Annotated in this window: 28 protein-coding genes and 1 tRNA gene; 20 read left to right on the top strand and 9 right to left on the bottom strand. The window is 38.0% G+C overall.

The features are described 5' to 3' along the window. Positions 1-21: 21 nt before the first annotated feature. The 5 genes from accC (at position 22) to KSK37_RS12540 (ending at position 4,922) form a co-directional block, all read left to right on the top strand. Positions 22-1,374, top strand: a complete 1,353-nt coding sequence (gene accC / locus KSK37_RS12560; RefSeq protein ID WP_088358611.1) for an acetyl-CoA carboxylase biotin carboxylase subunit — start codon at positions 22-24, stop codon at positions 1,372-1,374. 166 nt (positions 1,375-1,540) lie between these two features. After that, positions 1,541-2,038 (top strand): hypothetical protein, encoded by a 498-nt coding sequence (locus KSK37_RS12555; protein ID WP_217201897.1) that lies wholly within the window; start codon positions 1,541-1,543, stop codon positions 2,036-2,038. A gap of 44 nt (positions 2,039-2,082) precedes the next feature. Further along, positions 2,083-2,601, top strand: a complete 519-nt coding sequence (locus KSK37_RS12550; protein ID WP_217201896.1) for a hypothetical protein — start codon at positions 2,083-2,085, stop codon at positions 2,599-2,601. A gap of 117 nt (positions 2,602-2,718) precedes the next feature. Continuing rightward, positions 2,719-3,963 (top strand): ornithine--oxo-acid transaminase, encoded by a 1,245-nt coding sequence (gene rocD, locus KSK37_RS12545; RefSeq protein WP_217201895.1) that lies wholly within the window; start codon positions 2,719-2,721, stop codon positions 3,961-3,963. A 206-nt stretch (positions 3,964-4,169) separates the two neighbouring features. Next, positions 4,170-4,922: a glycosyltransferase family 2 protein gene (locus tag KSK37_RS12540; protein WP_088358607.1), complete on the top strand. Its 753-nt coding sequence runs from the start codon at positions 4,170-4,172 to the stop codon at positions 4,920-4,922. A gap of 7 nt (positions 4,923-4,929) precedes the next feature. Here KSK37_RS12540 and KSK37_RS12535 read toward each other — a convergent pair whose 3' ends face one another. Then, positions 4,930-5,799, bottom strand: a complete 870-nt coding sequence (locus KSK37_RS12535; protein WP_088358606.1) for a hypothetical protein — start codon at positions 5,797-5,799, stop codon at positions 4,930-4,932. Between the two features lie 191 nt (positions 5,800-5,990). Between KSK37_RS12535 and KSK37_RS12530 the strand changes: the two genes are divergently transcribed. The 4 genes from KSK37_RS12530 to KSK37_RS12515 are packed head-to-tail and all read left to right on the top strand — an operon-like array spanning position 5,991 to position 10,237. Further along, positions 5,991-6,989 (top strand): glycosyltransferase family 2 protein, encoded by a 999-nt coding sequence (locus tag KSK37_RS12530; protein ID WP_217201894.1) that lies wholly within the window; start codon positions 5,991-5,993, stop codon positions 6,987-6,989. Next, a complete protein-coding gene (locus KSK37_RS12525; protein ID WP_217201893.1) occupies positions 6,989-8,038 on the top strand; it encodes a glycosyltransferase in 1,050 nt (349 codons plus the stop codon). The genes KSK37_RS12530 and KSK37_RS12525 overlap by 1 nt, the downstream gene beginning before the upstream one ends. Positions 8,039-8,073: 35 nt before the next feature. Beyond that, positions 8,074-9,024 (top strand): WaaS/CpsH family glycosyltransferase, encoded by a 951-nt coding sequence (locus KSK37_RS12520; protein WP_217201892.1) that lies wholly within the window; start codon positions 8,074-8,076, stop codon positions 9,022-9,024. After that, on the top strand, positions 9,014-10,237 hold the full coding sequence (locus KSK37_RS12515; protein ID WP_246566588.1) for a glycosyltransferase: 1,224 nt from the start codon (positions 9,014-9,016) through the stop codon (positions 10,235-10,237). The genes KSK37_RS12520 and KSK37_RS12515 overlap by 11 nt, the downstream gene beginning before the upstream one ends. 109 nt (positions 10,238-10,346) lie before the next feature. Here the strand turns inward: KSK37_RS12515 and KSK37_RS12510 are convergent, their stop codons facing one another. Then, on the bottom strand, positions 10,347-10,691 hold the full coding sequence (locus KSK37_RS12510) for a phosphomannose isomerase type II C-terminal cupin domain (RefSeq protein ID WP_088358602.1): 345 nt from the start codon (positions 10,689-10,691) through the stop codon (positions 10,347-10,349). 172 nt (positions 10,692-10,863) lie between these two features. Here KSK37_RS12510 and gltX point away from each other — a divergent pair, with 172 nt between their 5' ends. Together gltX and KSK37_RS12500 are read left to right on the top strand one after the other, a co-directional pair. After that, on the top strand, positions 10,864-12,378 hold the full coding sequence (gene gltX, locus KSK37_RS12505) for a glutamate--tRNA ligase (RefSeq protein ID WP_217201891.1): 1,515 nt from the start codon (positions 10,864-10,866) through the stop codon (positions 12,376-12,378). 49 nt (positions 12,379-12,427) lie between these two features. Then, entirely contained in the window at positions 12,428-13,384 is a 957-nt protein-coding gene (locus KSK37_RS12500; protein WP_088358600.1) for an acetyl-CoA carboxylase carboxyltransferase subunit alpha, read from the top strand. Positions 13,385-13,458: 74 nt separating this feature from the next. Here KSK37_RS12500 and KSK37_RS12495 read toward each other — a convergent pair whose 3' ends face one another. Together KSK37_RS12495 and rpmH are read right to left on the bottom strand one after the other, a co-directional pair. Next, positions 13,459-14,169 carry a cell division ATP-binding protein FtsE gene (locus KSK37_RS12495; protein ID WP_088358599.1) on the bottom strand — a complete coding sequence of 237 codons (711 nt, stop codon included), beginning with the start codon at positions 14,167-14,169 and terminating at the stop codon, positions 13,459-13,461. A gap of 177 nt (positions 14,170-14,346) precedes the next feature. Then, positions 14,347-14,505, bottom strand: a complete 159-nt coding sequence (gene rpmH / locus KSK37_RS12490; RefSeq protein WP_034755721.1) for a 50S ribosomal protein L34 — start codon at positions 14,503-14,505, stop codon at positions 14,347-14,349. 204 nt (positions 14,506-14,709) lie between these two features. Here rpmH and KSK37_RS12485 point away from each other — a divergent pair, with 204 nt between their 5' ends. Together KSK37_RS12485 and KSK37_RS12480 are read left to right on the top strand one after the other, a co-directional pair. Continuing rightward, on the top strand, positions 14,710-15,717 hold the full coding sequence (locus KSK37_RS12485) for a DHH family phosphoesterase (protein ID WP_217201890.1): 1,008 nt from the start codon (positions 14,710-14,712) through the stop codon (positions 15,715-15,717). 120 nt (positions 15,718-15,837) lie between these two features. Then, complete coding sequence (locus KSK37_RS12480; protein ID WP_217201889.1) at positions 15,838-17,427, top strand: T9SS-dependent choice-of-anchor J family protein; 1,590 nt, start codon at positions 15,838-15,840, stop codon at positions 17,425-17,427. Positions 17,428-17,537: 110 nt separating this feature from the next. Here the strand turns inward: KSK37_RS12480 and KSK37_RS12475 are convergent, their stop codons facing one another. The 5 genes from KSK37_RS12475 to KSK37_RS12455 form a co-directional block, all read right to left on the bottom strand. Continuing rightward, positions 17,538-17,903, bottom strand: coding sequence for a DUF1304 domain-containing protein (locus tag KSK37_RS12475; RefSeq protein ID WP_217201888.1), 366 nt, complete (start codon positions 17,901-17,903; stop codon positions 17,538-17,540). 79 nt (positions 17,904-17,982) lie between these two features. Continuing rightward, positions 17,983-18,765, bottom strand: coding sequence for an alpha/beta fold hydrolase (locus tag KSK37_RS12470; protein ID WP_217201887.1), 783 nt, complete (start codon positions 18,763-18,765; stop codon positions 17,983-17,985). A gap of 29 nt (positions 18,766-18,794) precedes the next feature. Then, positions 18,795-19,301: a hypothetical protein gene (locus KSK37_RS12465; RefSeq protein WP_217201886.1), complete on the bottom strand. Its 507-nt coding sequence runs from the start codon at positions 19,299-19,301 to the stop codon at positions 18,795-18,797. A gap of 106 nt (positions 19,302-19,407) precedes the next feature. Beyond that, positions 19,408-19,857, bottom strand: coding sequence for a D-aminoacyl-tRNA deacylase (gene dtd, locus KSK37_RS12460; RefSeq protein ID WP_217201885.1), 450 nt, complete (start codon positions 19,855-19,857; stop codon positions 19,408-19,410). Between the two features lie 42 nt (positions 19,858-19,899). Then, the gene (locus KSK37_RS12455; RefSeq protein ID WP_217201884.1) at positions 19,900-20,349 is read right to left on the bottom strand and encodes a Rieske (2Fe-2S) protein; all 450 of its coding nucleotides are present in this window, start codon (positions 20,347-20,349) and stop codon (positions 19,900-19,902) included. 102 nt (positions 20,350-20,451) lie between these two features. Here KSK37_RS12455 and greA point away from each other — a divergent pair, with 102 nt between their 5' ends. The 7 genes from greA to KSK37_RS12420 all read left to right on the top strand — a co-directional run bounded on the left by greA (position 20,452) and on the right by KSK37_RS12420 (position 26,514). Next, positions 20,452-20,922 carry a transcription elongation factor GreA gene (gene greA / locus KSK37_RS12450; protein ID WP_217201883.1) on the top strand — a complete coding sequence of 157 codons (471 nt, stop codon included), beginning with the start codon at positions 20,452-20,454 and terminating at the stop codon, positions 20,920-20,922. Between the two features lie 140 nt (positions 20,923-21,062). Then, the gene (locus KSK37_RS12445) at positions 21,063-21,452 is read left to right on the top strand and encodes an HIT family protein (protein WP_088358590.1); all 390 of its coding nucleotides are present in this window, start codon (positions 21,063-21,065) and stop codon (positions 21,450-21,452) included. An 86-nt stretch (positions 21,453-21,538) separates the two neighbouring features. Beyond that, a complete protein-coding gene (gene clpX, locus KSK37_RS12440) occupies positions 21,539-22,720 on the top strand; it encodes an ATP-dependent Clp protease ATP-binding subunit ClpX (protein ID WP_217201882.1) in 1,182 nt (393 codons plus the stop codon). A 98-nt stretch (positions 22,721-22,818) separates the two neighbouring features. Beyond that, positions 22,819-24,816, top strand: a complete 1,998-nt coding sequence (locus tag KSK37_RS12435; RefSeq protein ID WP_217201881.1) for a T9SS type A sorting domain-containing protein — start codon at positions 22,819-22,821, stop codon at positions 24,814-24,816. A gap of 17 nt (positions 24,817-24,833) precedes the next feature. After that, the gene (locus KSK37_RS12430) at positions 24,834-25,055 is read left to right on the top strand and encodes a signal peptidase (RefSeq protein ID WP_246566585.1); all 222 of its coding nucleotides are present in this window, start codon (positions 24,834-24,836) and stop codon (positions 25,053-25,055) included. A gap of 55 nt (positions 25,056-25,110) precedes the next feature. Further along, positions 25,111-26,394: a peroxiredoxin family protein gene (locus KSK37_RS12425; RefSeq protein ID WP_217201880.1), complete on the top strand. Its 1,284-nt coding sequence runs from the start codon at positions 25,111-25,113 to the stop codon at positions 26,392-26,394. A gap of 46 nt (positions 26,395-26,440) precedes the next feature. After that, positions 26,441-26,514: transfer RNA gene (locus tag KSK37_RS12420), tRNA-Met, on the top strand. Positions 26,515-26,550: the final 36 nt, after the last annotated feature.

Genomic DNA, 26,550 nt, shown 5'->3' with positions numbered 1-26,550 from the left:
ATAATTCATAATTAAAAAAAGATGTTCAAAAAAATATTAATAGCCAACAGAGGCGAAATTGCAATGCGTATTCTCCGAACCTGTAAAGAGATGGGGATTAAAACCGTTGCTGTTTATTCCACTGCAGATAAAGACAGTCTGCATGTAAGATTTGCTGATGAAGCGGTGTGTATTGGTCCGCCAATGAGCAAAGATTCTTATCTTAAAATTTCAAACATCATTGCAGCTGCGGAAATTACCAATGCAGATGCGATTCATCCCGGATACGGATTTTTGTCTGAAAATTCTAATTTTTCGCGAATCTGTCAGGAGAACGGCATCAAATTTATTGGGGCAACTCCGGAACAGATCGACAGAATGGGTGATAAAGCCAACGCAAAAGCGACTATGAAAGAAGCCGGCGTACCTTGTGTTCCCGGTTCTGAAGGTTTGATCGACGGATACGAAACTGCAGCGAGATTAGCTGAAGAAGTTGGATATCCCGTGATGATCAAAGCTACTGCAGGAGGCGGCGGAAAAGGAATGAGAGCGGTCTGGAAAGCTGAAGACCTGCACGAGCACTGGGATTCTGCAGTTCAGGAAGCTACTGCTGCTTTCGGAAATGGCGGTATGTATATGGAAAAACTTATTGTTGAGCCAAGACATATCGAAATTCAGATTGCTGGTGACCAATATGGAAAAGCCTGTCATCTTTCCGAAAGAGACTGTTCTGTTCAAAGAAGAAATCAGAAACTTACAGAAGAAACACCGTCTCCGTTCATGACTGACGAACTGCGTCAGAAGATGGGAGATGCTGCGGTAAAAGCTGCAGAATATATCGGTTACGAAGGAGTAGGTACTATTGAATTCCTGGTAGATAAAAACAGAGATTTTTATTTCATGGAAATGAATACCAGAATTCAGGTAGAGCATCCGATTACAGAGCAGGTTGTAGATTATGACCTGATCAGAGAGCAGATTCTTTTAGCTTCAGGAGTGCCGATTTCCGGAATTAATTATTATCCTAAGCTTCATTCTATTGAATGCAGAATTAATGCGGAGGATCCTTATAACGACTTCAGACCATCACCGGGAAAAATTACCGGTTTAAATATTCCCGGAGGACACGGAATCCGCGTTGATACTCATGTTTATTCAGGATACAGCATTCCTTCCAATTACGATTCGATGATCGCAAAACTTATTACAACGGCGCAAACCCGTGAAGAAGCAATCGCTAAAATGAAACGTGCGCTGGAGGAATTCTATATTGAGGGAGTGAAAACCACCATTCCTTTCCACAGACAGCTGATGGAAAATGAAGATTATCTTGCAGGAAACTACACTACAAAATTCATGGAAGATTTTGTAATGGACAAAAATTTCGATAATTAAAAATCAGAAATACTATATGAAGGCCGATATTTATATCGGTCTTTTTTTGTGGAAAAATATCACTTCTGCGGGTGATAAATATTTACGGAGATTTATATTTTTTTGGTATATATTTGAAAATTGTGAGTTTATAAATAGGAGAAACGAGTATTCTGATAATTTAAATATGAAAAAAAAATTTTTGCTGTTAGTTGTCTTCGGGATTTGGAGTGCAATTGGTGCTCAGGAGACAAAGATTCTCAGAATTCTCAACCGGGAATTAAAAAAGGAAGTAAAAAATCAGTTCAAGTCTCCCAATTTCAATGGAGATACGCTCCGGATTATTAAACCATTCAGTATCGACATTCATAAGAATCTTTCGTTTGCCGTCAAAATTACAAGTCCATATTTCACAGGGGAGCAAATCATCACACAGCAGGTGCCGCTGAATTCCATAAAAAAACTGGGTAAGGATATCAATATCATTCTGGAAACTGAGACAGATTCAGTTACAACTGTTTACACTAGAACTGCCGACGGCGTTCCCGGTGAGGAGCGAACGAAAGGGAATCTGTTTTTTCTTTACCTTTCCAATGAAAAACAGAATGACGATTTAGGAATTGAAATCCAGAAGGCTTTTGAAAAAGCGGGGATTAAGGTCGATAAAAAGTACTGGTACGACTGATTTTGGTAGTATTCAGATATAAATATTGAAAAATAGAGAAACCAATGAAATTCAAAGGAGCAGAAAAACAGTTTTGGTGGCATTTCAAAGGGATTACCAATACTAAACAGATCCCGGATATTCTGGAAGGTATCAAGTGGATTGATACGGAGGACGATGATCTGCACATGAGTTTTCTGGTAGACAGGATTCCCGTTATCCATCATATATTCATGAAAGAAACAGAACTTACGGATGAAGGCGTAAAGTGGATTGGGCAAATTAAGGAGTTAAAAAGCCTCACGCTGATGAAACATCCTAAAATTACAAGAAAAAGTTTGCCCTACCTGAATAATTTGACCGAACTCGAATATCTTCATCTGTGGAGAACTGGGATTCTTCTGGCAGATATCCGGGAGCTCAATCGGCTTAAGAACCTCAGGGAAATTACGGTTTCCCCTACCGCAAGGGACGGAGACGGTGCTTATCCGGAAATGGACCGTGACAGTATTTTAGAAAAAGTCATTGAGCTCGAAGGTCTTTTCCCGGGCTGCATTATTAATGTGGATTCGGACAGATATTGATTGAGATCATAAATTGCGGAGAACCTTACGAGATACAGTGTACGATCTGATCTTCTATTATTACTCAGGATACTTGGAAATAAATCATTATTTTTGTTTTTAATAAATTAAGAACAAATGCAAAACACTACAGACACTTCATCCTATTTTATCGAATTAGAAGAAAAACACGGCGCACACAATTATCACCCGCTACCGGTGGTTTTAGATAAAGGAGAAGGCGTGTTTGTGTGGGATGTTGAAGGTAAAAGATATTACGATTTTCTTTCTGCTTATTCTGCTGTAAATCAGGGACATTCGCATCCTAAAATTGTTAATGCGCTTGTAGATCAGGCACAGAAATTAGCATTGACATCGCGTGCATTTTACAATTCAAAATTAGGTGAATACGAAAAGAAAATTACGGAACTTTTCGGTTTTGATAAAGTGTTACCGATGAATTCCGGTGCGGAAGCGGTAGAAACTGCCGTTAAACTGGCCAGAAAATGGAGCTACGAATTAAAGGGAATTGCTGAAAACGCCGCAAAGATTGTAGTTTGTGAAAATAATTTCCACGGAAGAACAACAACAATTGTTTCTTTTTCCAACGATCCTGATGCCAATAACAATTACGGACCTTTCACTCCGGGTTTTGTTAAAATTCCTTATAATGATTTGAGCGCTTTGGAAGAAACGCTGAAAAATGACTCGTCTAATATCGCAGCATTTTTAGTAGAGCCTATTCAGGGCGAAGCTGGGGTTTATGTGCCGGATGAAGGATATTTAAAAAGCGCTTCTGAACTCTGTAAAAAATACAATGTTCTATTCATTGCAGACGAGGTACAGACCGGAATCGCGAGAACCGGTAAACTGATCGCATGTCATCATGAAAATGTTCAGCCCGATATTTTAATCTTGGGGAAAGCACTTTCAGGAGGAATGTACCCTGTTTCGGCGGTGTTGGCAAATGACGGAATCATGAACGTAATTCATCCGGGACAGCACGGTTCTACTTTTGGAGGAAATCCTTTAGCCTGTGCGGTTGCAATGGCAGCGCTGGAAGTAGTGGAAGATGAAAAACTTTCGGAAAGAGCGGAAAAACTGGGACAGCTTTTCAGAAATGAAATTGAGAAAGTCATTGCTAAATCTGATCTCATTAGCAGCGTTAGAGGAAAAGGGCTGCTGAATGCAATTTTAATTAATGATACTCCCGAAAGCTCTACAGCATGGAATATTTGTCTTCAGTTAAAAGAGAACGGTTTGCTTGCAAAGCCTACGCACGGTAACATCATCCGTCTCGCGCCGCCTTTGGTAATCACAGAAGAGCAGATTCTGGACTGTGTGGCGATTATCGAGAAAACGGTTTCGGAGTTTAAAAAATAATGGGAATTTCTGCTGCCGTTATTACTTATAACGAGGAAGACAATATCAGAAGATTTCTTGATGCGGGAATTCTTACCGGCTCTGCTCGAAAAATACCAGCTGAAAGCCACCATTTTTATTCCACCTCGTTTATTAAAATTGGTTATCATGAGAATAAAATGATGAGTTACTTTTTATACATATCATTATCATAAACGAATAAAGGAATGATGCTTAAGGAAAAAATAAGTGGTTTGATTATCACTTTTAATGAAGAAAAAAATATTCAGGAAGTGCTGGACTGTTTTCGGTTTTGTGATGAGATAATTATTGTAGATTCTTTCAGTACGGATCAGACCTTGGCAATAGCCTCCAAAAATCCTAAGGTGAAAATCATTCAGAATAAATTTGAAGATTTTACCAAACAGCGGAACCTTGCCCTTGACGCTGCCCAAAACGACTGGGTTCTTTTTCTGGACGGAGATGAGAGAATTACTCCGGAACTCGAAGAGGAAATTGTGAGAACTGTGAACAGGAGCGATGCCAAGGATGCTTATTACATTTACAGAATCTTCTTTGTAGGAAAGAAAAAGATTAACTTTTCAGGAACCCAGAATGATAAAAATTTCCGGCTTTTCAGGAAATCAAAAGCAAATTATTTAGAACACAAAAAAGTGCATGAAACTCTTGAAGTCAACGGAACAACCGGGATTTTAAAACACCCTCTTTTGCATTATTCTTTTGAAAATTTTGAAGCATTTAAAAAGAAAATGCTCAATTACGGTTATCTGAAAGGAGCAGAGCTTGCCGAAAACGGAAAGAAATATTGGGTTTTTGTGCATTGGAGCAAGGTTGCTTTCAAATTTATCCAAACCTATTTCCTGAAATTAGGATTTCTTGATGGCGAAGACGGATGGAAAATCAGCTGTCTGCAGAGCTTATACGTAAACGAAACCTACCGGACATTAAAGAAAGCATAAACTCTTTTTATTTATTTATGTAGACGGTTTTTTTATTCGTATAAAATTTGTCAATGAAATTTTTTAACTTTCTGTGCGTATTGGATTCCTTAACCCAAATAGGATTCTGAGTAAGATCCATTTCTATAATACGTCCGATAATCTGGTCAAAAGAATATTTTTTCATAAAACATTCTTTTAGAAAATGGTCGATCAATTTATTCCACTGCTTTTTATTTCCCCAGTAATGTCCTACGATATGATCTGCCGGCTGCAGTTCCGCGAGTTTGCTTAGGCCTATAGAGAAAGCAAACTGTTCTACGAGTCTTCGTGTTACATCATCTGCACACATTGCGTCATTAGCTTCCAGTGTAGTTTGCAGACCATCGAAATTTTGGTTAGAAACTCCTATTAATCCAGCATTCCACATGGAGGTGTTTTTATCGATTTTAATTGTACCATACTCTTTTCCCTGCATCTGCTTCCACATCAGTTTCTCGGTTTTTGATGAAAGTAAAGATAGCTTCCCTTCTTCCAGGTGCATGAAGTTTTGCCCGCTTTCGAGCCCGTTACGCAAGGAATCAAAATCCCGGTAAAAAAATGTGTCCCCATCCAGATATAGGATTGATTCTAAAGGATATTTCTCGGCAACGAGCTGAAGTGCTTTAATTTTTACCCGCCAGAAAAATTGATATTTCCCTTCCCATTCTGTGATGATTTCTCTGTTTATCGGAATGATTTCTATTCCGTTTTCAAATGAATTGAAAAGTTCAGGTTCTTCTGCGATAACAATAATTCTGTCTTCCGCACTTTTATGCGCGAAGGCGGTGTACATCGAAAAATAGACCTGCTGATAATGATCTGGATTACTGCCAAAAACTAAATATACAATATTCATGTGATAACCTTTTTAGTCAAACCGATACGGTGTGGTAAATATCGGTATTTTTTCAGTCGAATCAAGGGTAAAAAGCAAAAGGCAAAAAATTTGTACAGCTTAATATTTTCCATTAAATTGCCTTGCAGAAAACACGATAAACATAAGTATTTACAAAAGATTCAGGTAATGCTAAATGTGAAAAATAACCGTTGAAAAAAACACCAGCATACCCCGCATTTCATATGAATAATGATCCACTAATAAGTCTGATTATTCCCTGTTATAATGCCGAACAGACTTTGAAAAAATGTCTGGATTCAGTTGTTCGCCAAACTTATCAGAATTTAGAGATTATTATTATTGATGATGGTTCCACAGACGGATCATCACAAATTTATAAAGAATTTCAAATCCATGATGACCGGATTAAATTCATCAAACAAACCAATTCGGGCGTTTCAAAAGCGAGAAACGAAGGAGTGAAAACTGCGTCTGGAGCATACATTTGCTTTGTAGATTCGGACGATTGGGCAGAACTGAATTATTGTGAAGAGCTGTACAGATTGCTGGTCAGCGAAAACGCAGATATTTCTATTATCGAAGCAGCTTATGAGGATGAAAACGGCAACGTGGTTTTTAATAAACCCATTTCCGACGAAAGAATATTTGATGGCAACAGAGCTTTAGTGCTTTTACTGGAGGATCAGGAAATTCAAAGTCATCCCTGGGGAAAGCTGTACAAAGCTGACCTGTTAAAAAATGTGAGCTTTCCTGAAAACCTGAAATGTTTTGAAGATTATTCAACACTTTTTAAAATTTTCAATAAGGCCGTTAGAGTGGTAAAGTCTAATGAGAAATTATACCATTACATACAACATGAAAACAGTCTTTCACACAATCTCTCCCCGGAAATAGCTTACCATTTTTTTATCGCCATAATGGAAGTCTATAAATTTTGGTTAAACTCCGAAAATCTCGGCAAACGGAATAAAATCCCTAAAAACATAGTGAGAAAACTATTGATGGTCCTTAAAAGAATTATCAGAAATACTGAAAAAGGGGAAATGAGATCTGAAAAAGAAGAAATCAGAAAAGCATTTAAATTATTTCTTAAGTATTCTTTGGCAGAAGTGGGCGCCGAATATTATTTTTATCTGAGACTGTATTATTATTATCCAAATCTTTACGCCAAATTAATTCATAAATAATGATATCCGAACCACTGGTTTCCGTCATAGTTCCGTGCTACAATGTTGAAAAATATGTTGAAGCGTGTGTCCATTCGGTCCTTAAGCAGGATTGTCAGAATTGGGAATGCATTTTAATTAATGATGGAAGCAGTGACAAGACACTTGAAATCATTAAGTCTTTTGAAGCCAAGGATCGGCGGTTCCAGGTATATACACAGGAAAACTCCGGACTTTCAGCAACAAGAAACCGGGGAATTGAAATTTCAAACGGAGCTTTTCTGTTTTTTTTAGATTCGGATGATGTTTTAAGTACTGACGCCATCAGCACATTGGTTTCGTCCGTGGACAACAACGATATCGTAACCGGAATAACTGTAACGTCAAAAATTAATGGTGACATTATATCGAAAATTTCACAGTTGTATCCTCCGAAGGAAGGCGATATCAGTTTCAGCAACAAACATTTTGATGTTTTAACGAAAGCGATGGAGTCTGCATTAACGCCGGTTGCGCAAAATCGTTTATACAGTAAAGAATTCATCGATAAAAATAATCTCCGCTTTAAGAACGGAATTCTTCACGAAGATGAATTGTGGTTTTTTGAAACGATGCTTTTAGCAAAAAATGTAAAGTTTATCAAACACGAAACCTATTTTTACAGAACGGATAACGAAAATTCCATTACCAGTAAATTAAGCGACAGAAATTTGGAATCGTACATTTCGGTGCTGGAAGAAGTGCATGAAAAATACATCAAAAATCAAAACCTTGATATTGCAAAATGGTATAACGTTTACCTCAAGAAAATTTTTCTGGATTTTGCCATCCGCGAACGGGAAAAATTAAGCGATGAAGTGATCAGAAAACTGGAAAAATCGTTGGTTGATACTTACTCTAATTTACCTTCACAGACTTATTTAACTCGCCAAAATGAAGTTTATTACAGAGCAATGAACAAACTTACGCGTAAATCATTTGAACAGATAAAAAAGCATTACATCAGAAATCCGGTCAACAGCCTCAGAAAACAATTCAAATTATTTCAAATCACCTATTTATTAAAGTAGCTTAACTGATGTTACCGAAAAAAATTCTTCTTGTAATGCCCGATTATTCTGACTTTCCGCAGCATTTTCTCAAAAATCTTGAGAAACTGGGGTTTTCTGCCGAGGTAATGAAAGAGAATCCTTCTGAATTCCGGTATAAAGGTTTTGAGAAAATCATCAATTTCTTCAGAAAAACTTTTTTAAAAGATAAAAGCTATAAAAAGAAACTTGCAGCAGAATATAAACTTAAGGAATATCACAGAGTAATAGGTGAAATCGAGGGGAAATTAGATTATATTTTAGTCATACGCCCGGATGCGTTTCCGGTTTCAGTCATCCAAGAATTGAAAAAAAAGACCAATAAACTTATCGCCTACCAGTGGGACGGAATTAAAAAATTTCCTGAGATTAAAAATTATTTTTCGCTTTTTGACTCGTTTTTCTGTTTCGATAATGAAGATGTGGATCTTCATTTGAAACCGATCACCAATTTTTATTTTGATTTTGCGCCGCCGGTGTATAAAGCTTATAACAAAGTAAAACCGCGGCTGTATTTCGTCGGTTTATTTTGGGAGAACAGAAGAGAAAAAATTGACACCTTTATCGAAAACGTTTCCAAACTGAATGTAGAGCTTGATTTCTTCATGCAGTTCACCGAAAAATCACAGATCAAAAATCCTAAAATAAAGTATATAAAAGACAGAATTTCTTTTTCTGATAATCTGAAAAATGTTGAAAATGCTGATGTTTTGCTTGATTTTGTAGATCCTAATCACAATGGGCTTTCCATCCGTTTTTTTGAAGCACTTTATTATAAAAAGAAGGTAATCACAGATAATATTACGGTGAAGAAATATGATTTCTACAATCCCAACAATATCTTTGTAATCGAAAACAATTATCAGGATATAGCGGCGTTTTTAGAAAAACCTTATTTTGATATTCCGAAAGAAATTGTTGATCAGTACGGTTTTAGTAATTGGATAAAGCAAATCATTGAAAATTAGAGCGATGGGTATTAAAAGGCAGATAAAAAATTACATTTACATCAAAAAACATTATCCATTATCGGAAAGGACTACAATTGATCCTTTAAAAAAGAACATTCTGATTATTGATAATCAAATTCCCACTTTTGATAAAGATTCCGGGTCAAACCGTATTACAGAAATTGCAAAATTCTTAGCCAAAGACTTTAATGTTTTTCTGATGGGTTGGCAAAAACCAATCCCTAAATCAGATGAACGTAAGTATATACAAAATTTCAATCGCCATAATGTCACTGTTTACACCCCTTTTATCAATGGATATGGAATAGTGCGGGGAAAGAAATATTTTCTTGATCAACTCATTCCGGATCTCGATTTTGTATGGTGTCACAGACCAGATGCTTTCGAACATTATTTAAGTTTTTTCAGAAAAAAAGCACCAAAGGCAAAGATCATATATGATATGGTAGATATCCATTTCCTACGGATGGAAAGAGGATTAGCATTAGATTATGATGAAAAATTGGCTGCTGAGATTGAGCATTATAAATACATTGAAACGCAACTGAGCAGTAAGGCAGATAAAGTAGTGGTAATAAGTGATAAAGAAAAGAAACTCATGACAGATTTTGTTGATGAATCGAAGCTGTTTACGATCAGTAACGTTCATAATTTAAAAATTAAATCAGAAGAGGTGCCCGAATATGAAGAAAGAAATCATCTGTTTTTTGTTGGTTCTTTTTATCATTTACCAAATGTAGATGCAGTAACTTTTTTACACGAAAAAATTATGCCTTTGGTCTGGCAATCTCTACCAAATTTGAAAGTTTATATTATTGGTCAGGAACCTCCCGAGGAAATCCTTAAAATGAATTCAGACTTGTTTCAAATAAAAGGCTTTGTAGAGGATTTGACGCCATATTATGAAAATTGTATTGCTTCTATTTCTCCATTGCGCTATGGGGCAGGCGTGAAAGGCAAGATTGGACAAGCTTTTGAATATATGCTTCCTGTAGTTACAACAACGATCGGAGCGGAGGGCATGTTTTTGAATAATAAAGAAACGGCACTTATTTCAGGGAACGATGATCATCAAGCTTTTGCACATAATATTATTGAATTATGCACTAATGCGTCCGTATGGTCAACCCTTCACCGTAATTCGGAAAAAGCAATTTTTCCTTTTACAATAGAATTTCAGAAAGATGAATTATTTAGGCTGCTTTCCTGATGATTTTTTAAGTGATAAAGTGTGTAATCCTTCAGCAAATTTTAAAAGCACTATTAAATGAAAAAACTGTCCCATGAGACAGTTTCTTTTTAATGTTTTACAAAGTTTTTTATTCTCTTTCGTAATCGTCTTCAATCCGCACGATATCGTCTTCGCCGAAATACGTTCCGGTCTGCACCTCCACAAATGCCAGGCGTTCTGAAGTTCTGTTTTCTATCCTGTGTTTTGCGCCGAGAGGAATAAAAATACTTTGGCCATATTTTACAATATGTTCAACTTCATCCAAAACCACTACAGCTTCCCCTTCCACAATTGTCCAGAATTCCTGTCTGTGATGATGATACTGGTAAGAAAGTCTGTGCCCCGGATTTACTTCAATTTTTTTTAGTTTATATGCAGGCTCATCTACCAAAACATAATATTTTCCCCAAGGTCTTTCGCCGATTTCTAACATATATACATCCATTTAAAGTACAAAAATAAGTAAATTTATCAAACACACGAGCAGAACTCTGTAATCATGTAAAACTATTGCCGAACATTAAAGGTGAGCATTAAAAACCACGAACATACGCCGGTGAAACGGTATTTTTTCTTTAAATTTGCATCTTAAATTTTTAGGAATAATGAGCAAAGTAAGAGTGCGTTTTGCGCCAAGTCCAACAGGTCCTTTACATTTAGGTGGAGTGAGAACCGCTTTATATGATTATCTTTTCGCCAAAAATCAGGGTGGTGATTTCGTTTTGAGAATTGAAGATACCGACACTGCAAGATATGTGGAAGGTGCAGAAGAATACATTATGGAAGCCCTCGAATGGTGTGGAATAATCCCGGATGAAAGCCCGAAACACGGAGGTAAATTTGCACCTTACCGCCAATCTGAAAGACGCGGTATTTATGATAAATATTTAGCTGGAATCCTAAAAACAGATTACGCTTATCTTGCTTTTGATACTACTGAAGAATTGGATGAGATCCGGAAAGAATTCGAACAGAACGGAGATGTTTTTGCCTACAATTATATTACCCGTAACCGGTTGAAAAATTCACTGACGCTTTCTGAAGAAGAAGTAAAGAATTTACTTGACCAGAAAGTACCTTATGTGGTGCGTTTCAAAATGCCGGTTGACAGAATTTTGAATTTAGAAGATATCATCCGTGGTAAAACTTCAGTAAACACCAATACTTTAGATGATAAAGTTTTGGTAAAAAACGACGGGATGCCAACTTACCATTTTGCCAATATCATTGATGATCACGAAATGGAAATCACTCACGTTATCCGTGGGGAAGAATGGTTGCCATCACTTGGTTTACACTATTTACTGTATGAAGCAATGGGTTGGGAGAGACCGGAATTTGCGCATTTATCACTCATTCTGAAACCCGAAGGAAAAGGGAAACTCAGCAAAAGAGACGGGGACAAATTCGGTTTTCCGGTATTTCCGTTAAATTTTAAAGATCCAGAAACGGGAAACATCTCCAAAGGTTACCGCGACGAAGGTTATCTGCCGGATGCTTTCATCAATATGGTGGCGCTTTTAGGCTGGAGTCCGGCAAACGACAGAGAAATTCTTACTCTGGAGGAAATGGTGAAAGAATTCGATCTTCATAAAGTTCATAAAGCCGGAGCGAGATTCAATAAAGAAAAAGCCGAATGGTTTAATCATGAATATCTGAAATCAAAATCTGACGCGGAAGTTTTAGCCCTGTTAAAAGAAGTTGACGGAATTAATTTAACTAATTCAGGTGACGAAAAATTACTGAAGGTAATTTCGCTCATGAAAGAAAGAGCCACTTTTGCAAAAGATATCTACAGTGAAGGGAAGTTTTTCTTTGAAGCCCCTGTTTCTTACGATGAAAAAGCGGTGAAAAAAGCATGGAACGCTGAGACAGCAGCTGTAATGAACCAGTTTGCGGACACCTTACACAGTGTTGACGTTTTTGAACCTTCTGAATTAAAACAAGCCATCCATGATTTTGCCGAAAATAAAGGTTTGGGAATGGGAAAAGTAATGATGCCGCTGCGCCTAACTTTAGTTGGGGAACTGAAAGGGCCGGATGTTCCCGACATTCTGCAAATCCTTGGTAAAGAAGAAAGTATCATCAGAATAAAAAATGCAGTGAATAATATCCACTGATTTTCTATTATTTTCCCTAAATTTGAAAGATTAATTCTTAACTAAAGAAATGGAATATTTAAATTTTGAACTTCCTGTAAAAGAACTGATGGATCAGTATCAAACCTGTTCATTAGTAGGTGAAGAAAGCGGAGTAGACGTGAAACTTGCTTGCTCGCAGATTGAAGATAAAATTATAGAAAAGAAAAAAGAAATATACGGTAACCTTACGCCTTGGCAGCGGGTACAGCTTTCGCGCCATCCGGACCGTCCTTATACCCTTGATTTTATTAAAGGAATTACAGATAAAGACAGCTTCCTGGAACTTCACGGCGACCGTAATTTTGCTGACGATCCTGCAATGATTGGCGGTTTGGCCACGATTGACGGACAGAGAGTAATGATTATCGGAACCCAGAAAGGAAGAACAACCAAAGAACGTCAGCACCGTAGATTTGGAATGAGCAATCCTGAAGGTTACAGAAAAGCTTTGCGTCTGATGAAATTGGCAGAGAAATTTAAAATTCCTGTGATTTCATTTATCGATACACCCGGCGCATATCCCGGGCTGGAAGCTGAAGAACGCGGACAGGGAGAAGCTATCGCCAGAAATATTTTTGAAATGACCATGCTTAAAACCCCGATCTTCGTTTACATTATCGGCGAAGGAGCGAGTGGAGGAGCATTGGGAATTGGTGTTGGGAATAAAGTGTATATGTTAGAAAATACTTGGTACACCGTTATTGCACCGGAAAGCTGTTCTTCAATTTTATGGAGAAACTGGGATCATAAAGAAGATGCAGCCAATGCACTGAAACTGACTCCTCAGGATGCTTTAAGAGAGAAATTTATTGATGGAATTATCGAAGAACCGCTTGGAGGCGCGCATTATGAGCCTCAGGTTGCATATGAACATTTGAAAGCCTCCATTCTTCAGAACATCAAAGCGTTTTCAACATTTACCGGTAAGGAACTTGAAACCCAAAGACAGGATAAATTTATCGCGATGGGACAGTTCAAAGGATAAAATTATTACTTGAAAAAAATAAAAACCTGTAAAAATATTTACAGGTTTTTTTATGTTTAAATGTTACATGTGGTTTATTCGAAAAGCTCCGCAGTATTCAGAACTGTTACTTTTCCGTCTTCGCAGCGGATGGCTTCACCGGGGAAATTCTGAATCATGTGATAATCGTGAGTGGCCATCACTACAGCAGAATTATTTTCAAAAGCGACCTGCTTCAGCAACGTCATAATTTCATTCGAAGTTTCCGGATCCAGGTTCCCGGTCGGCTCATCGGCTAAGATAAGTTCTGGATGGTTTAAAAGTGCTCTGGCGATGGCGATACGCTGCTGCTCACCACCGGAAAGTTCGTGAGGCATTTTGTGTTTTTTCGATTTCATGCCTACACTGCCCAAAACCTCGTTGATGCGGTCGTCGATCTTAATTTTGTCATTCCAGCCGGTAGCTTCTAAAACGAAACGCAGGTTTTTCTCCACGGTTCTGTCGGTGAGCAGCTGAAAGTCCTGGAAAACAATTCCCAGTTTTCTTCTCAGATTCGGTACATCAGAAGTGCGGAGTTTTTCCAGATCAAATCCGGCAACATTTCCCTGGCCGGCTGAAAGTGGGATGTGTCCGTAAAGTGTCTTTAATAAAGAACTTTTTCCGGAACCTGTTTTTCCGATGAGGTAGCAGAACCGCCCCTTTTTAATATGGAGATTTACATCATTAAGCACAGTGAAATTTTTCTGAGCAATTTTGGCGTTTTTCAGATGGATTACATCCTGGCCTTCGTGTGATGAATGTGGCATATTGGTATGATTGTTAATAAATATTGCGATAAAAACCGAAACAGTAAGAATGGAATTTGTTATCAAGCCAAAAGTAAAGAAAACTTTCTTTTTTAGCTAAATTTTGGCAAATTTTAACAACAAAAAATGCCTGAAAATCTAATTTTCAAGCATATTTGTATATGATAATTTCTGAGATTATCTCTTAGCTCTTGCCGAGCTAATACTTAAACTCTTTCTGCCTTTCGCTCTTCTAGCCGCCAAAACTCTTCTGCCGTTTGGGGTTGACATTCTTTCTCTGAAACCATGTTTGTTTCTTTTTTTTCTCTCTGACGGTTGGAATGTTCTCTTGCTCATTGCTTATATTTTTTAGTAAAAACTATATCTTATTTTTCAGACTGCAAAGATAGGAAACTTTTTATTTTCTGCAAATATTATTACAAATATTATTAAAAAATAACACCGCCGGTTTTTGCCCACAGTTTCTGTTTTAAAGAAAGTGGGTTTCGGTCTCTAAGAACAAAAAAACATATATTTGCCATTCAAAATATTATAAGAAACATGTTTACTGCATCAGAAATTTCAGAGATTCAAAAACTCCTGATTCCCCAAAATAAAATCGTCATCATTACCCACTATAACCCCGACGGGGACGCAATAGGTTCAAGTTTAGGACTGAAACATTTTCTGAAGCAGAAAGGGTTGGAGGCTGATGTAATTGTTCCGAACGATTTTCCGAAATTTCTCAAATGGATGCCGGAATCAAAAAAGATAATCATTGCCGATTATAAGAGAAAGCAGGCGGGTGAAGCTATTTATAATGCCGATGTTATTTTCATTCTCGATTTCAATGCATCGCACAGAAGCGGCAATTTGGTAGCACCGTGGATTGAAAAAGCCAGAGCAAAAAAAATATTGATCGATCACCATCAGCAGCCCGATAAGTTTGATTATGTGTATTCTGATGTCACCATTCCTGCAACTTCCCAGATGATTTATCATTTTATCCAGGAACTGAATGATGAAGATAAGGTAAACCTCGAAATCGCAGAATGTCTTTATACCGGCATTATGACTGATACCGGCGGTTTCCGTTTCAGATCTACCAGTGCGACTACCCACAGAATCATCGCTGACCTGATTGAGAAAGGTGCCGATCCCGCGATGATCACGTCCAATACCTGGGATACGAATACTGTTTCGCGACTTCATCTTCTTGCTTTGATTTTAGGAAGAATAGAAGTTGTGAAAGATGGAAAAGTCGCCATTCTCTGGTTAAAACGGGATGAGCTGAAAGAATTCGGTTTTCAGAAAGGTGATACGGAAGGATTTGTAAATTATGGCTTAAGTATTATGGGAACTCAGGTTTCCGCGTTTTTTATGGAAGATTTGTATGAAGATTTCATTAAAATATCTTTCCGTTCCAAGGAAGATGTCGATGTGAACCAGTTTTCAAGAAAGTACTTTAACGGTGGCGGTCACATCAACGCTGCAGGAGGAAAATACATGAAAAGTATTGAAGCGACGATTGAGGATTTCAAAGAAAAAATAGAAGCGGAAGATTTTTAATATCAATTATCGATATGTTGTGTTTTAGCGTAGTTGATTAATTAATTTGTAACAAATTGGGTTTTTGTTTAAATATTTCTATATTTGTGAACTAACTCATACAAATTTTAATTTTTTACTATGAAAAAAACACTATTTTCGGTGTTGCTTGCATTACCTTTTATTGCAAGTGCACAATTTTCTCAGAATTTCGATTCCGGCACTACCACGCCGGCAGGTTGGACAGTTCTCAATGGAGGAGGTACCAGCACATTTATTTTTGGTCCGGGTGCCCCAGGCTCAGCTTTCTCCCAGCCGAACGCAGCTCAAATTAATTATGATGCCACTGCGCATGACGATTATCTTGTTACTCCCGCTATTACCGTAACTGCCGGTGTAAACGACAGACTGACCTATTTTGTTAAAAATCAGGATCCATTGTTTGTTGAAAGTTATGACGTTAGAATTGCAACTGCAAATACAGCACCGGCCTTTGCCACAGCTACTGTTGTTACGCCATCAGCACCGGCTCCAAGTACCTGGTCATATAAAGTGCTGGATTTAAGTGCGTACGTTGGACAAACTGTATATGTAGGTTTTCATGCCACTTCTGCTGATATGTTCAGACTTCTTTTTGATGATATCGTTAGTGATACTGCGCCTGTAGGTTTAGCAGTTCCGGGATGTGCAACTCTGTCTTCTCCAGCGAACGGCGCTACCGGAGTATCTTATACATCAGCAACACTCACTTGGGCCGCCCCTTCTACCGGAGGTGCTGTAAAGTATTACGAAGTATATTACGGAACAACTCCTAATCCTACAACTAAACTTAACACTTTTGCACCTAATGTTACTTCTGCTGCATTGGCAAACTTAGCTTACAGTACACAATATTACTGGAAAGTTGTAGCTGTAAATGATGCCGGCTCTGCTACAGCCTGTGGGGAATCAAGTTTTACTACTGCTGTAAATCCTTTTGCGCCGTATTGCTCAGGAAACTTAGTGTTTTCTAACGGGGTTGAACCACTGACTTCTGTTCAGATTTCTGATATGACAAATACGTCTTCAGCTGCAACTACAACTCCGCCTCACGAATCCTTTGTTGATAAAGTTGCTACACTGGAGCAGGGTAAAACTTATCCGCTAACCCTTCAAGGTTACACTGGAGGAAGTTTCACCAATAGATTTATTGTATTTATTGACTGGAATCAGGATGGTGATTTCTTAGATGCCGGCGAAACTTATTTCGGTACTACTGCACTTACCATTGCAAATTCTACGGGAGTAGACGGTAAAACAGCAGTTGGAAATATTGCCGTACCTGCAGATGCACTTTTAGGGAATACAAGAATGAGAATAAAGAAAAATTACAGCAGTACAGCATATCCAAACCCTTGTTACTCACAGGGAACACTTGCTGCTGGTTTAACTACCGGTTATGGACAGGCGGAAGATTATACGATTAAAGTTATTGCACCGCAACTGGCTGTTTCAGATAATGCCAAATCTCAATTATCAGTTTATCCTAACCCGGTAAAAGATGTACTGAACATTGCATCAGCAGATGCTAAGATTACTTCAGTTTCATTCTATTCCGTAGACGGAAAATTAGTGAAAGAAGTTTCCAAAGATGTGAAAAACATCAATGTTAATGATTTGAAATCAGGTGTTTATGTGGTTACTGTTAAAGCTTCTAACTCTGAAAAAACTTTCAAAGTAATTAAAGAATAAAAACAGAAAGTTCTTGTTTATAATTAAAGACCGTCAGGAAACTGGCGGTCTTTTTTTTATGGTTGTTTTCAAATTATTATTTAAAGAATTAAATAATTGTTTTCTATACCTTATTTCAGCAGCAAAACTATCAGGGCCAGAATCGCCGGCAAAGCCTGGACAAAAAATATTTTTTTCGATGCTGAAAACGCTCCGTAAATCCCGGCGACAATGACGCACCCGAGAAAGAAAAGGGCCACGTTTTTTGACCAGATTTCATCTGAGATCAGGAAAGACCAAATGAGTCCGGCCGATAAAAAACCGTTATATAAACCCTGGTTTGCGGCAAGGCCTTTTGTTGGTTTGAAAAGTTCGTCTTTCAGCGAGCCTTTGAACGTTTTTCTGCCCAAAGTTTCCCAGGCAAACATTTCCATATACAGAATGTAAAGATGTTCGGCAGCGAGAAGTCCGATTAAGATTTTTGATAATATTTCCATGGTCTTTTATTGTTGGAATTTGCCTTTGGCGAATTCAAATTGCTACTTGCTATTCTATTTTATGGATTGAAGTGTTCTTTTAAAATACTAGATTTTTCGGCAGGTTGTGCAATAATTCGGTGTTGATAATTGCTGCGCATACCTCAGGCTTTTCCCAGTGTCCGTTATGTCCGCAATCTAAAAGATAAGATTTGATATTGGTTCTGTCGGGAAGGTTTTTTATCATGATATCTGTTTTCACCGCATTATCATGTTTTCCCGCAATCACTACAATTTTACCTTCAAAATTTTTCATCAGCGACATTTTATCGGTTCTTTCAATCATTCCTTTTACTGCCGCCAAAACTCCTTCGGTTTTTGTGGAAAGTGCAATTTCTTTGGCCAGTTCTATTTTTCCTTCCAGAATATCTTTTTCATTTTCATTAAACAGATTCGGAATTCCCGCCTTTACATAATTGGGATAAGCTTCTCTAATGATTCTGAAACTTTTTCTGCGCTGCTCTTTTTTCTCTTCGTCATCAGCAAAGTAAGACGAAAAAAACAGCGTAAGGCTTTTAAGCACTTCCGGAAATTTCTCAGCAAAAGCCAGTGATGCATAGCCTCCCATCGAATGACCGAGCAGGTGGAATTTTCCGAGTTTCAGTTTATCTGTCACCTTTTTTACTTCTTCTGCTATCAGTTCCATGGTGTGGGTTTCGCTATAAATTTTCGAAAGACCGTGTCCGGGTAAATCGATTTTAATTAAAGTGAAATCCGGGGAAAGATGCTTTTCCAGATCTTCCCAAATCATCAGATTTTCCATAAAACCGTGAAGCAATACAAGATTTTCTTTCCCTTTTCCGGACGTTTCGTAATTCAGCATAAGTTTTAATTTTCAATGTTAACCTTGGCCTAAAACCAGATGTCAATATAATCTACAAATCCGGAGCCGTTTATTTTGTCCTGCAGGCGCCAGAATTTCCCTTTACCTTCATCCAGAAAAGTGGTCTTTTTAGTTCTTGTAAAGGTGTTTCCGTTAATATTCTGCACGATTTTACCTTCGAAATTCAAATGTTTTTCCGAAACGCGCTGAATATTACCTTCGATGCTCAGCGTATTTTTTCCTGATTTCCCTTTTCCGGAAATGGTGTAAGAATCTCTTCCTGTATTTTCAAATTTTACATTTCCTTTGATAGAGCCGTTTTCGTCGGAGGTAAATGTCAGCTGATGATTTCCGCTAAGATCTCTGAAAATATTCCGGTTATTTTTCAGCCGGATGCTGTCATTCATCTTAGTTCTTGCGACATTAATGGACTCGATAATTTTGGTACTGTCCGATTTTGTGCGGACAGATTGGTTATCATGTTTTGAACAGGAAGAAAGCAGGATCGCTGAAATAATAAGTATGGAGTTTTTCATAAATAATACAGTCGTATTATTCAAATTTATATAAAAATTTAAAAACTTAATGCTTTTTCTGCGCGGAAAGAAAATTAAAAAAAAGAGAAGGGAGAAAAATATATGTTTACATTTTTGTTTTCGAATCCATCACAATCGTTACCGGACCGTCGTTCAGCAGAGAAACCTTCATGTCCGCACCGAAAATACCGGACTCGGTTTTCAGACCTGATTTGGAAACAGCTGTTTTGAAATATTCGAATAAGGGAACCGCTTTATCGGGTTTTGCAGCTTTAATGAAAGAAGGACGGTTTCCCTTTTTGTAATCGGCAATTAAGGTGAACTGGCTGATGCAGAGAATTTCACCCGAAATATCCAGTATAGAAAGATTGAGCTTTCCTTCCTCATCGCCAAAAATTCGCAGATTCAGAATCTTCTGAACAAGCCAGTCAGCATCGGCGGTCTCATCTTCTTCGTCGATACCGATTAAAAGCAGCAGGCCGTTTGAAATTTCGCCTTCCGTTTTGCCTTCCACTTTTACATCAGCGTGGGAAACTCTTTGTATGACAGCTTTCATAAAGATTTAATAAATTTTAGTTTTTTAATAATCAGCAGAAAATTATTCAAATATGGAAAGCGTTCCAGTGCTTGAATCGTAATTATAACGGTAAGTTTTAGGCGGAATCTGGGCAACTTTGGTTGGTTCACCGGTGATCAGAATCCATTCCGCGCCGTCTTTGGGACACACGATTTTAATGTTGTTTTCAACACTTAAAGTGGTGTTTGTGTCGGGACAGATATGAGGTGCGTTGCGGTCGTAGACTTTAAATCCGTTGGTCGTTCTTACTACAATTAATCCGCGGGTTCCGGCATCCTGTTGGTTAACATAAATCCACCCGTTAACGTTCTGGAGATTGTAATAAGCAGGAAGATTCAGATTTAAAACGACATTAATAGGAACGTTCGGAAAACAGCTTACCGTTTCTTCGCGGGTTTGGCACGAGCTTATATTTAACGCGCTGAAAATGAGCAGGATTGAGGAAAATATTATTGAGATCTTTCTTTTCATTTAAAAATAAAATTTATATATTTGTAAAACGAATACAAACAGAAATCATTGTCCGGCAAATGTCGGATTATTTTTTTATACTAACGCAAATTAAAAGAAATTATGGCAAGTTATGTTACCAAAGATGGTTTGGATAAAATGAAAGTTGAACTGGAACAACTGGAAACCATCGAAAGACCGAAAATTACCCAGCAGATTGCTGAAGCAAGAGATAAAGGCGACCTTTCCGAAAACGCAGAATATGATGCTGCGAAAGAAGCGCAGGGAATGCTGGAAATGAAAATATCAAAACTGAAAGACATCATCATTAATTCTAAAGTAATTGATGAAACTCAGCTTGATACATCAAAAGTTTCAATTTTAACAACTGTCAGACTGAAAAATAATGCAACAAAAGGCGAACAGAAATTCACTTTGGTTCCTGATAACGAAAGCGATTTAAAATTGGGAAAAATATCCATCAACACTCCGATTGCAAAAGGACTTTTAGGAAAAGTGGTAGGTGAAACTGCCTATATCGTTTTGCCGAACGGTAACCAACTTTCATTCGAAGTGCTGGAGATTACTTTGTAGTCTGTTTTGCTGATTGCTGATTTTCGGTAAAGATTTACAGATTTTTTAACATCTAAGTTTTTAATTAAACCGTAAATTTGCTTCGTTAAAAAAAACATCAAAGTTCATTTGATATCAGCGAAAACTTCAAACCTAAAGTCATGAGTTCCATATTTACCAAGATCATTGAAGGCAAAATACCATCCTACAAGATCGCAGAAGATGATCAGCATTTGGCTTTTTTGGATGCCATGCCATTAGTAAAAGGTCACACACTGGTCATTCCGAAAAAGGAAACCGATCTCATTTTCGATTTGGAAAACGAAGACTTTAGAAACTTATGGAGTTTTGCCCAAAGCGTGGCACAGAAACTGAAAAAAACGTATCCTTCCCAGAGAATTGCTGTTGCAGTGGTGGGTTTAGAAGTGCCTCACGCTCATATTCATCTCATTCCCATTAATAAAATGGAAGATATGAATTTCAGAAATGAACGGCTGAAATTTTCTGAGGACGAATACCGGGAAATCCAGACTGCCATTATGAATTCTTAAAAAATAAAATTTTGTCAAAGTTGAAAAGCTTTGACAAAATTTTTTAAAATACTCTTAATTAGAAATTTATTATTTATTACAGATATATGAATCCAAACCAATGTTCCTTCTGCGGAAAAAAAAGAAATGAAGTACAGATGCTTATTTCCGGCAACGAAGGTTTTATCTGCGAAAACTGTATTGAACAGGCACATTCTATCGTGATGGAAAATGTTCCTGACAACGGTTTTTCACCGGCAGAACATGTTGATGATCTGAAAAAGCCAAAAGAAATAAAAGAATATCTCGATCAGTACGTAATCGGGCAGGATCAGGCAAAAAAACAGCTTTCCATCGCGGTTTACAATCATTACAAAAGACTTCTTCATGCGAAAGATGAAAACCGGGAAGTAGAAATAGAAAAATCCAACATCATCATGATTGGTGAAACCGGAACCGGAAAAACGCTTTTGGCAAAAACCATCGCGAAAGAACTGAATATCCCTTTCTGTATTGTAGATGCTACCATTCTTACGGAGGCCGGCTATGTGGGTGAAGATGTGGAAAGTATCCTGTCCCGCCTTCTGATGGTGGCCGATTACGATGTGGAAAAGGCCGAAAAAGGAATTGTTTTTATCGATGAAATCGACAAAATTGCCAGAAAGTCCGATAATCCAAGTCTTACACGCGATGTTTCAGGAGAAGGAGTTCAGCAGGGGTTGCTGAAGCTTTTAGAAGGAAGTATTGTGAACGTTCCGCCACAGGGTGGAAGAAAGCATCCTGATCAGAAATATATTCAGGTGAATACCCAGAATATCCTGTTTATTGCTGGCGGTGCTTTTGACGGAATTAAGGAAATCATCGAAAGACGTCTGAATAAACAGGCCATCGGTTTCAGTTCTGAAAAGCTGAATAAGACAGATGATGACGACTATATTTTAAGCCAGCTCAACGCGATAGATTTACGTAAATTCGGACTCATACCGGAACTGCTCGGAAGATTTCCAATTGTCACTTATCTCGATAAACTTACGAAAGAAACGATGATCAGGATTATGAAAGAGCCGAAAAACTCAATCATCAATCAGTTTGTGGAACTTTTTAAAATGGACGGAGTAGATTTGAAATTTTCGGATGAAGCCATCGAAAAAATTGTGGAAGAAACAATGGAGAAAGGTCTTGGTGCAAGAGGATTAAGAGGAACGACGGAAAAAGTGCTGGAAGATTATATGTTCAATATTACTGAACATGAGGAGATTGTATTAACAGAGGAAAATATTATTTTCTAAGGATTTGTGTTTTTTAGTGTGATTTAAATAAAAATTTAAATATATTTGTATTGGAATAGCAATGTTCCAAAAACACAAAACACACAAAACACAATACGATGAAAAGAAATTTATTTGCTACGGCGCTTCTTGCGCTGTGGTTTTCGGCAAAATCACAAGTCATATTTCACGTTAATCCGGATGCCCTGTTTTATGTAGGGGAAAACGCCTTGGTATACAATGGCGGTGGAGTACAAACTAAAGGAACCGGGATTTATGATGTGCACGGAAACGTTATGATTGTCGGCGGCGCCAATGATGTTTTTAAAACATTAGATGCAGCCGGCACCGGAAATAAAACGGATGGAGGCAACTTTATCCTGAGGTTGAATAATCCGGCAAATCACTCTGCCACGGTTAATCCTTCAACATATGGCCAGCTTTATATCGATGGTTTAAATCAGGGAGCTAATGTAAGTGCTGTAGTGGATAAAGAATTCCGGACTGCAAAACACGGCACCTATCAGCAGATAGCGCTTCCTTTTTACAACAAAACCATTTCTTCGCTTTCCGGCAGTGCCTCCACGATCGGAACATTGGGGAAAACATTTACAAATGTAAGATACTCTAAAAATGAAGTGCTTACCTGGAACAATGCTACCGCAGTTTCTGAAAACTTAAATGTTTCCTCCGTCACTCCAAAAAACACCGCATATTACATGCTGGGTTCTAATGGACTAGATACTGGTAATCCGCCTGCTCTGATGCCCGGCATCGCGCCAACTCCAAACGGTGCTGTATATACTTTAAAAGGCGTGCCTTTTACCAACGGTGTAACCGAGACACTGTTGAATGCAGCAAACGGTGTGAATTTCGGTACCAATGGCTTGGGAATCAATTCTTACAACGAACATTATAATTCTTATCTCCAGGATGACTGGGATTATGCTTCAAACCCGGGGAGTCCGTGGTCTGTGGTAACTTTTGGCAGAAATATTTACCAGTTTGGGAATCCCTATTTTACTAATTTAGATTTGGGATTGATAGGCATCACTGAGTCGGGAACTGTCACAGATAATAATGCAATTGCTTCAATTCAGGGGATCAGATACGATCCGGGAACTGTTGTTTCGCTGCCGAATGTCGGCACCTATTCAGTGGGAGCAAAATTCATCAATTTTACCGCGGGTTCTCCTGTGCCGGTAGGAGATGTTGGATTAATTGTTAAACCAATGCAGACTTTTGTAATTAAGCTCAGAGACAATAATGCTGAAATTGGCAATGACAAAACTTTAAGTTTTGATAATTTAAGGCGATTCAAATATACGCCGAGAACTGACGGGACCAGTTATTCGGTTAACGCGAAAAACGGAAGTGCAGCAGGTTCAGTGAAACAGCTGGGTGTAATTGCACTTGATGAAAATGGGGGGGAACTTGCGAGAACTTATTACGCGGTTTATCCGACTGCGGTCAGCGGGCATACCACGCAGCCTACTGTTCAGTCAACTCTGGGAAGTCAGAATATATTGGGAACATTCGAAGAGAATGCTTCAACAGGAGGTTATGATCAGAATTATATCAATTCTTACTGGCTCTATATCAATGAGGCAAACGAAAATGACTTTTTCGGAAAAGCCATTCCTTTAGCTTTATACAACAGTGGTATTAAATCTTTAAAATTTGAAGTTAGAGAAAATACAGACCTTATCCCCGACGGAACACATCAGCTTTCTACCGGAATTGGTTTTTATTACAAGGCTGCGAACGGCGAAATTACAGAAATTGCCCAGAATCAGATTATTCCTGTTTCCGGAGACCAATACAGTTTATATTACGGAAAATCAACAGTTGTACTCGGAACGGACGGAGCTGCCAAACCATCCAGAACAAGGGTGTTTTACAACAAACCAAATGACAGTTTTGCGGTACGGTTTGATCCACAGTGGATCAAAGCAGATATCACCGTCTACGACATGAGCGGTAAATTAATTCTTTCGGAAAAAAATGTAAAAGCAGACAAAGATTTTGTACTTAATCTTTCCAAAGCCAATACCGCGTACGTTGTAACTGCCGTTTCCGAAAAAGGAGAAAAAATAAGTTCCAAAATTATAAGATAATGCTAAAACACAAAACTATGAAACTTATAAATAAAGCTCTACTCTTTTTAGTCCTGATTACAGGAGCATTATATAAAGCAGAAGAAATACCGCCGGCTCCCACTCCCCCAGGAGGTGGCGGAGGCACCGGGCCGGGAGTTCCTGCATCACCTATTGATATGTATGTTTACGCGTTGGTATTGGTAGCAGTTTTTTTAATCATATACTTTGTCAGAAAACGTGAGAAAGGCCTCATTTAATTTTTAATAATACCAAACTCACCGCAAATCCGGTGAGTTTTTTTATATTTACATTATGAAAAAAGTTTTAGGAATTATGAGTTTGCTGGTGCTTAACTCATTATCAGCACAGTTTAAAATTGATATTGAAGCTCCTGCAGCATTTAATCCAAAGGAAGTATATCTTTATACGTTAAACGGATCCAAAGATATCCTGAATACGAAGGAAACAAGAAAAGGAAATGCGTGGCAGATAAAGGTAACAAAGCCGTACACGGGAATGATGAAACTTTATTTTCCCGAAGGCAATGTCTCCATTAATTTCATTTCAGAAAATAAAGACGTCAAACTGAAATTTGATTCCGATAAAGGCAAAATAAGCAATATTCAGTATCTTGATGAGAGTAATTCTGTAATGAATAATGTACAGGATGTACAGCAGAAAAAAGAATATATCTTACCGGCCTTAATGCAAATCAAAGACTATTACAAACGAAATTCATCATTCAGACAGGCACTGGATGCTGAAATATCGAGGCTTTCCGCCAATACAGGAGATGTAAGCAAATATCCTTTCGTGAGTTACTATAACACCAATTACACAAAGTATCTGGATAAAAATGCCACTAAAAAAGCATTAACGCATGATGAAATCATTGATTTTCTGAATAAATCCAATGACATGCTTGAAACATCTTCCCTAATGAGACCGGTTCTGATGGCTTACCTGAATGTAGGACCGAGTAATAATCTCACCAACGACGTTGATAAACTATTAAAAGCCGTAAATGTAGAAACACCGCGAGGACAGACCGTTTTATCAGAACTTATCGAGCTTTTCGATACTTACGATATGAAAGATCTGAAAGACCGCTATCTTACTGAAGCGAAAAATCTGAAATGTACGATTAACGACAGACTCACGGGAACTATTGCGACCAATAAAAATACGGAGCTGGGCGCTGTTTTTCCTAATTACGTGTTTAATAAAGCAACCAATACCTCCGCAAAATCAATTTTTGATGTAAAAGCAGATAAGAAGATTGTAGTTTTCTGGGCTTCAACCTGTTCGCATTGCGAAGCTGAACTTCCAAAACTCATTGAAAAATACAACGCGATAAAGTCACAGAGAATGGAAGTGATTGCATTTTCTTTAGACAGCGAGAAAGACGCTTATGAAGCGAAGGTAAAGAGTTTACCTTGGATTAATGATACAGAGCTGAAAGGCTGGTACAGCAGTTTTGCAGATACTTATAATGTGCGGGCAACTCCGACTTATTTTGTGCTGGATGCCAATAATAAGATTATTGCGAAACCAGATCATGCTGCAGATGTAATTTCTTATTTAAAATTGAATTAATTTTTTGCTACTTTCCAAATAATTTCTATCTTTGCACCACTTTAACGGCGAGGTAGCTCAGTTGGTTAGAGCGCAGGATTCATAACCCTGAGGTCACGGGTTCAATTCCCGTCTTCGCTACAAAAAGCCCGACATGAGTCGGGCTTTTTTATTTTT

It is taken from the genome of Kaistella soli (genome assembly GCF_019038595.1).
Classification (GTDB): Bacteria; Bacteroidota; Bacteroidia; order Flavobacteriales; family Weeksellaceae; genus Kaistella; species Kaistella soli.
The sequence above is the reverse complement of the archived record's forward strand: the minus strand, read 5'-3'. Positions and strand labels throughout refer to the sequence as shown.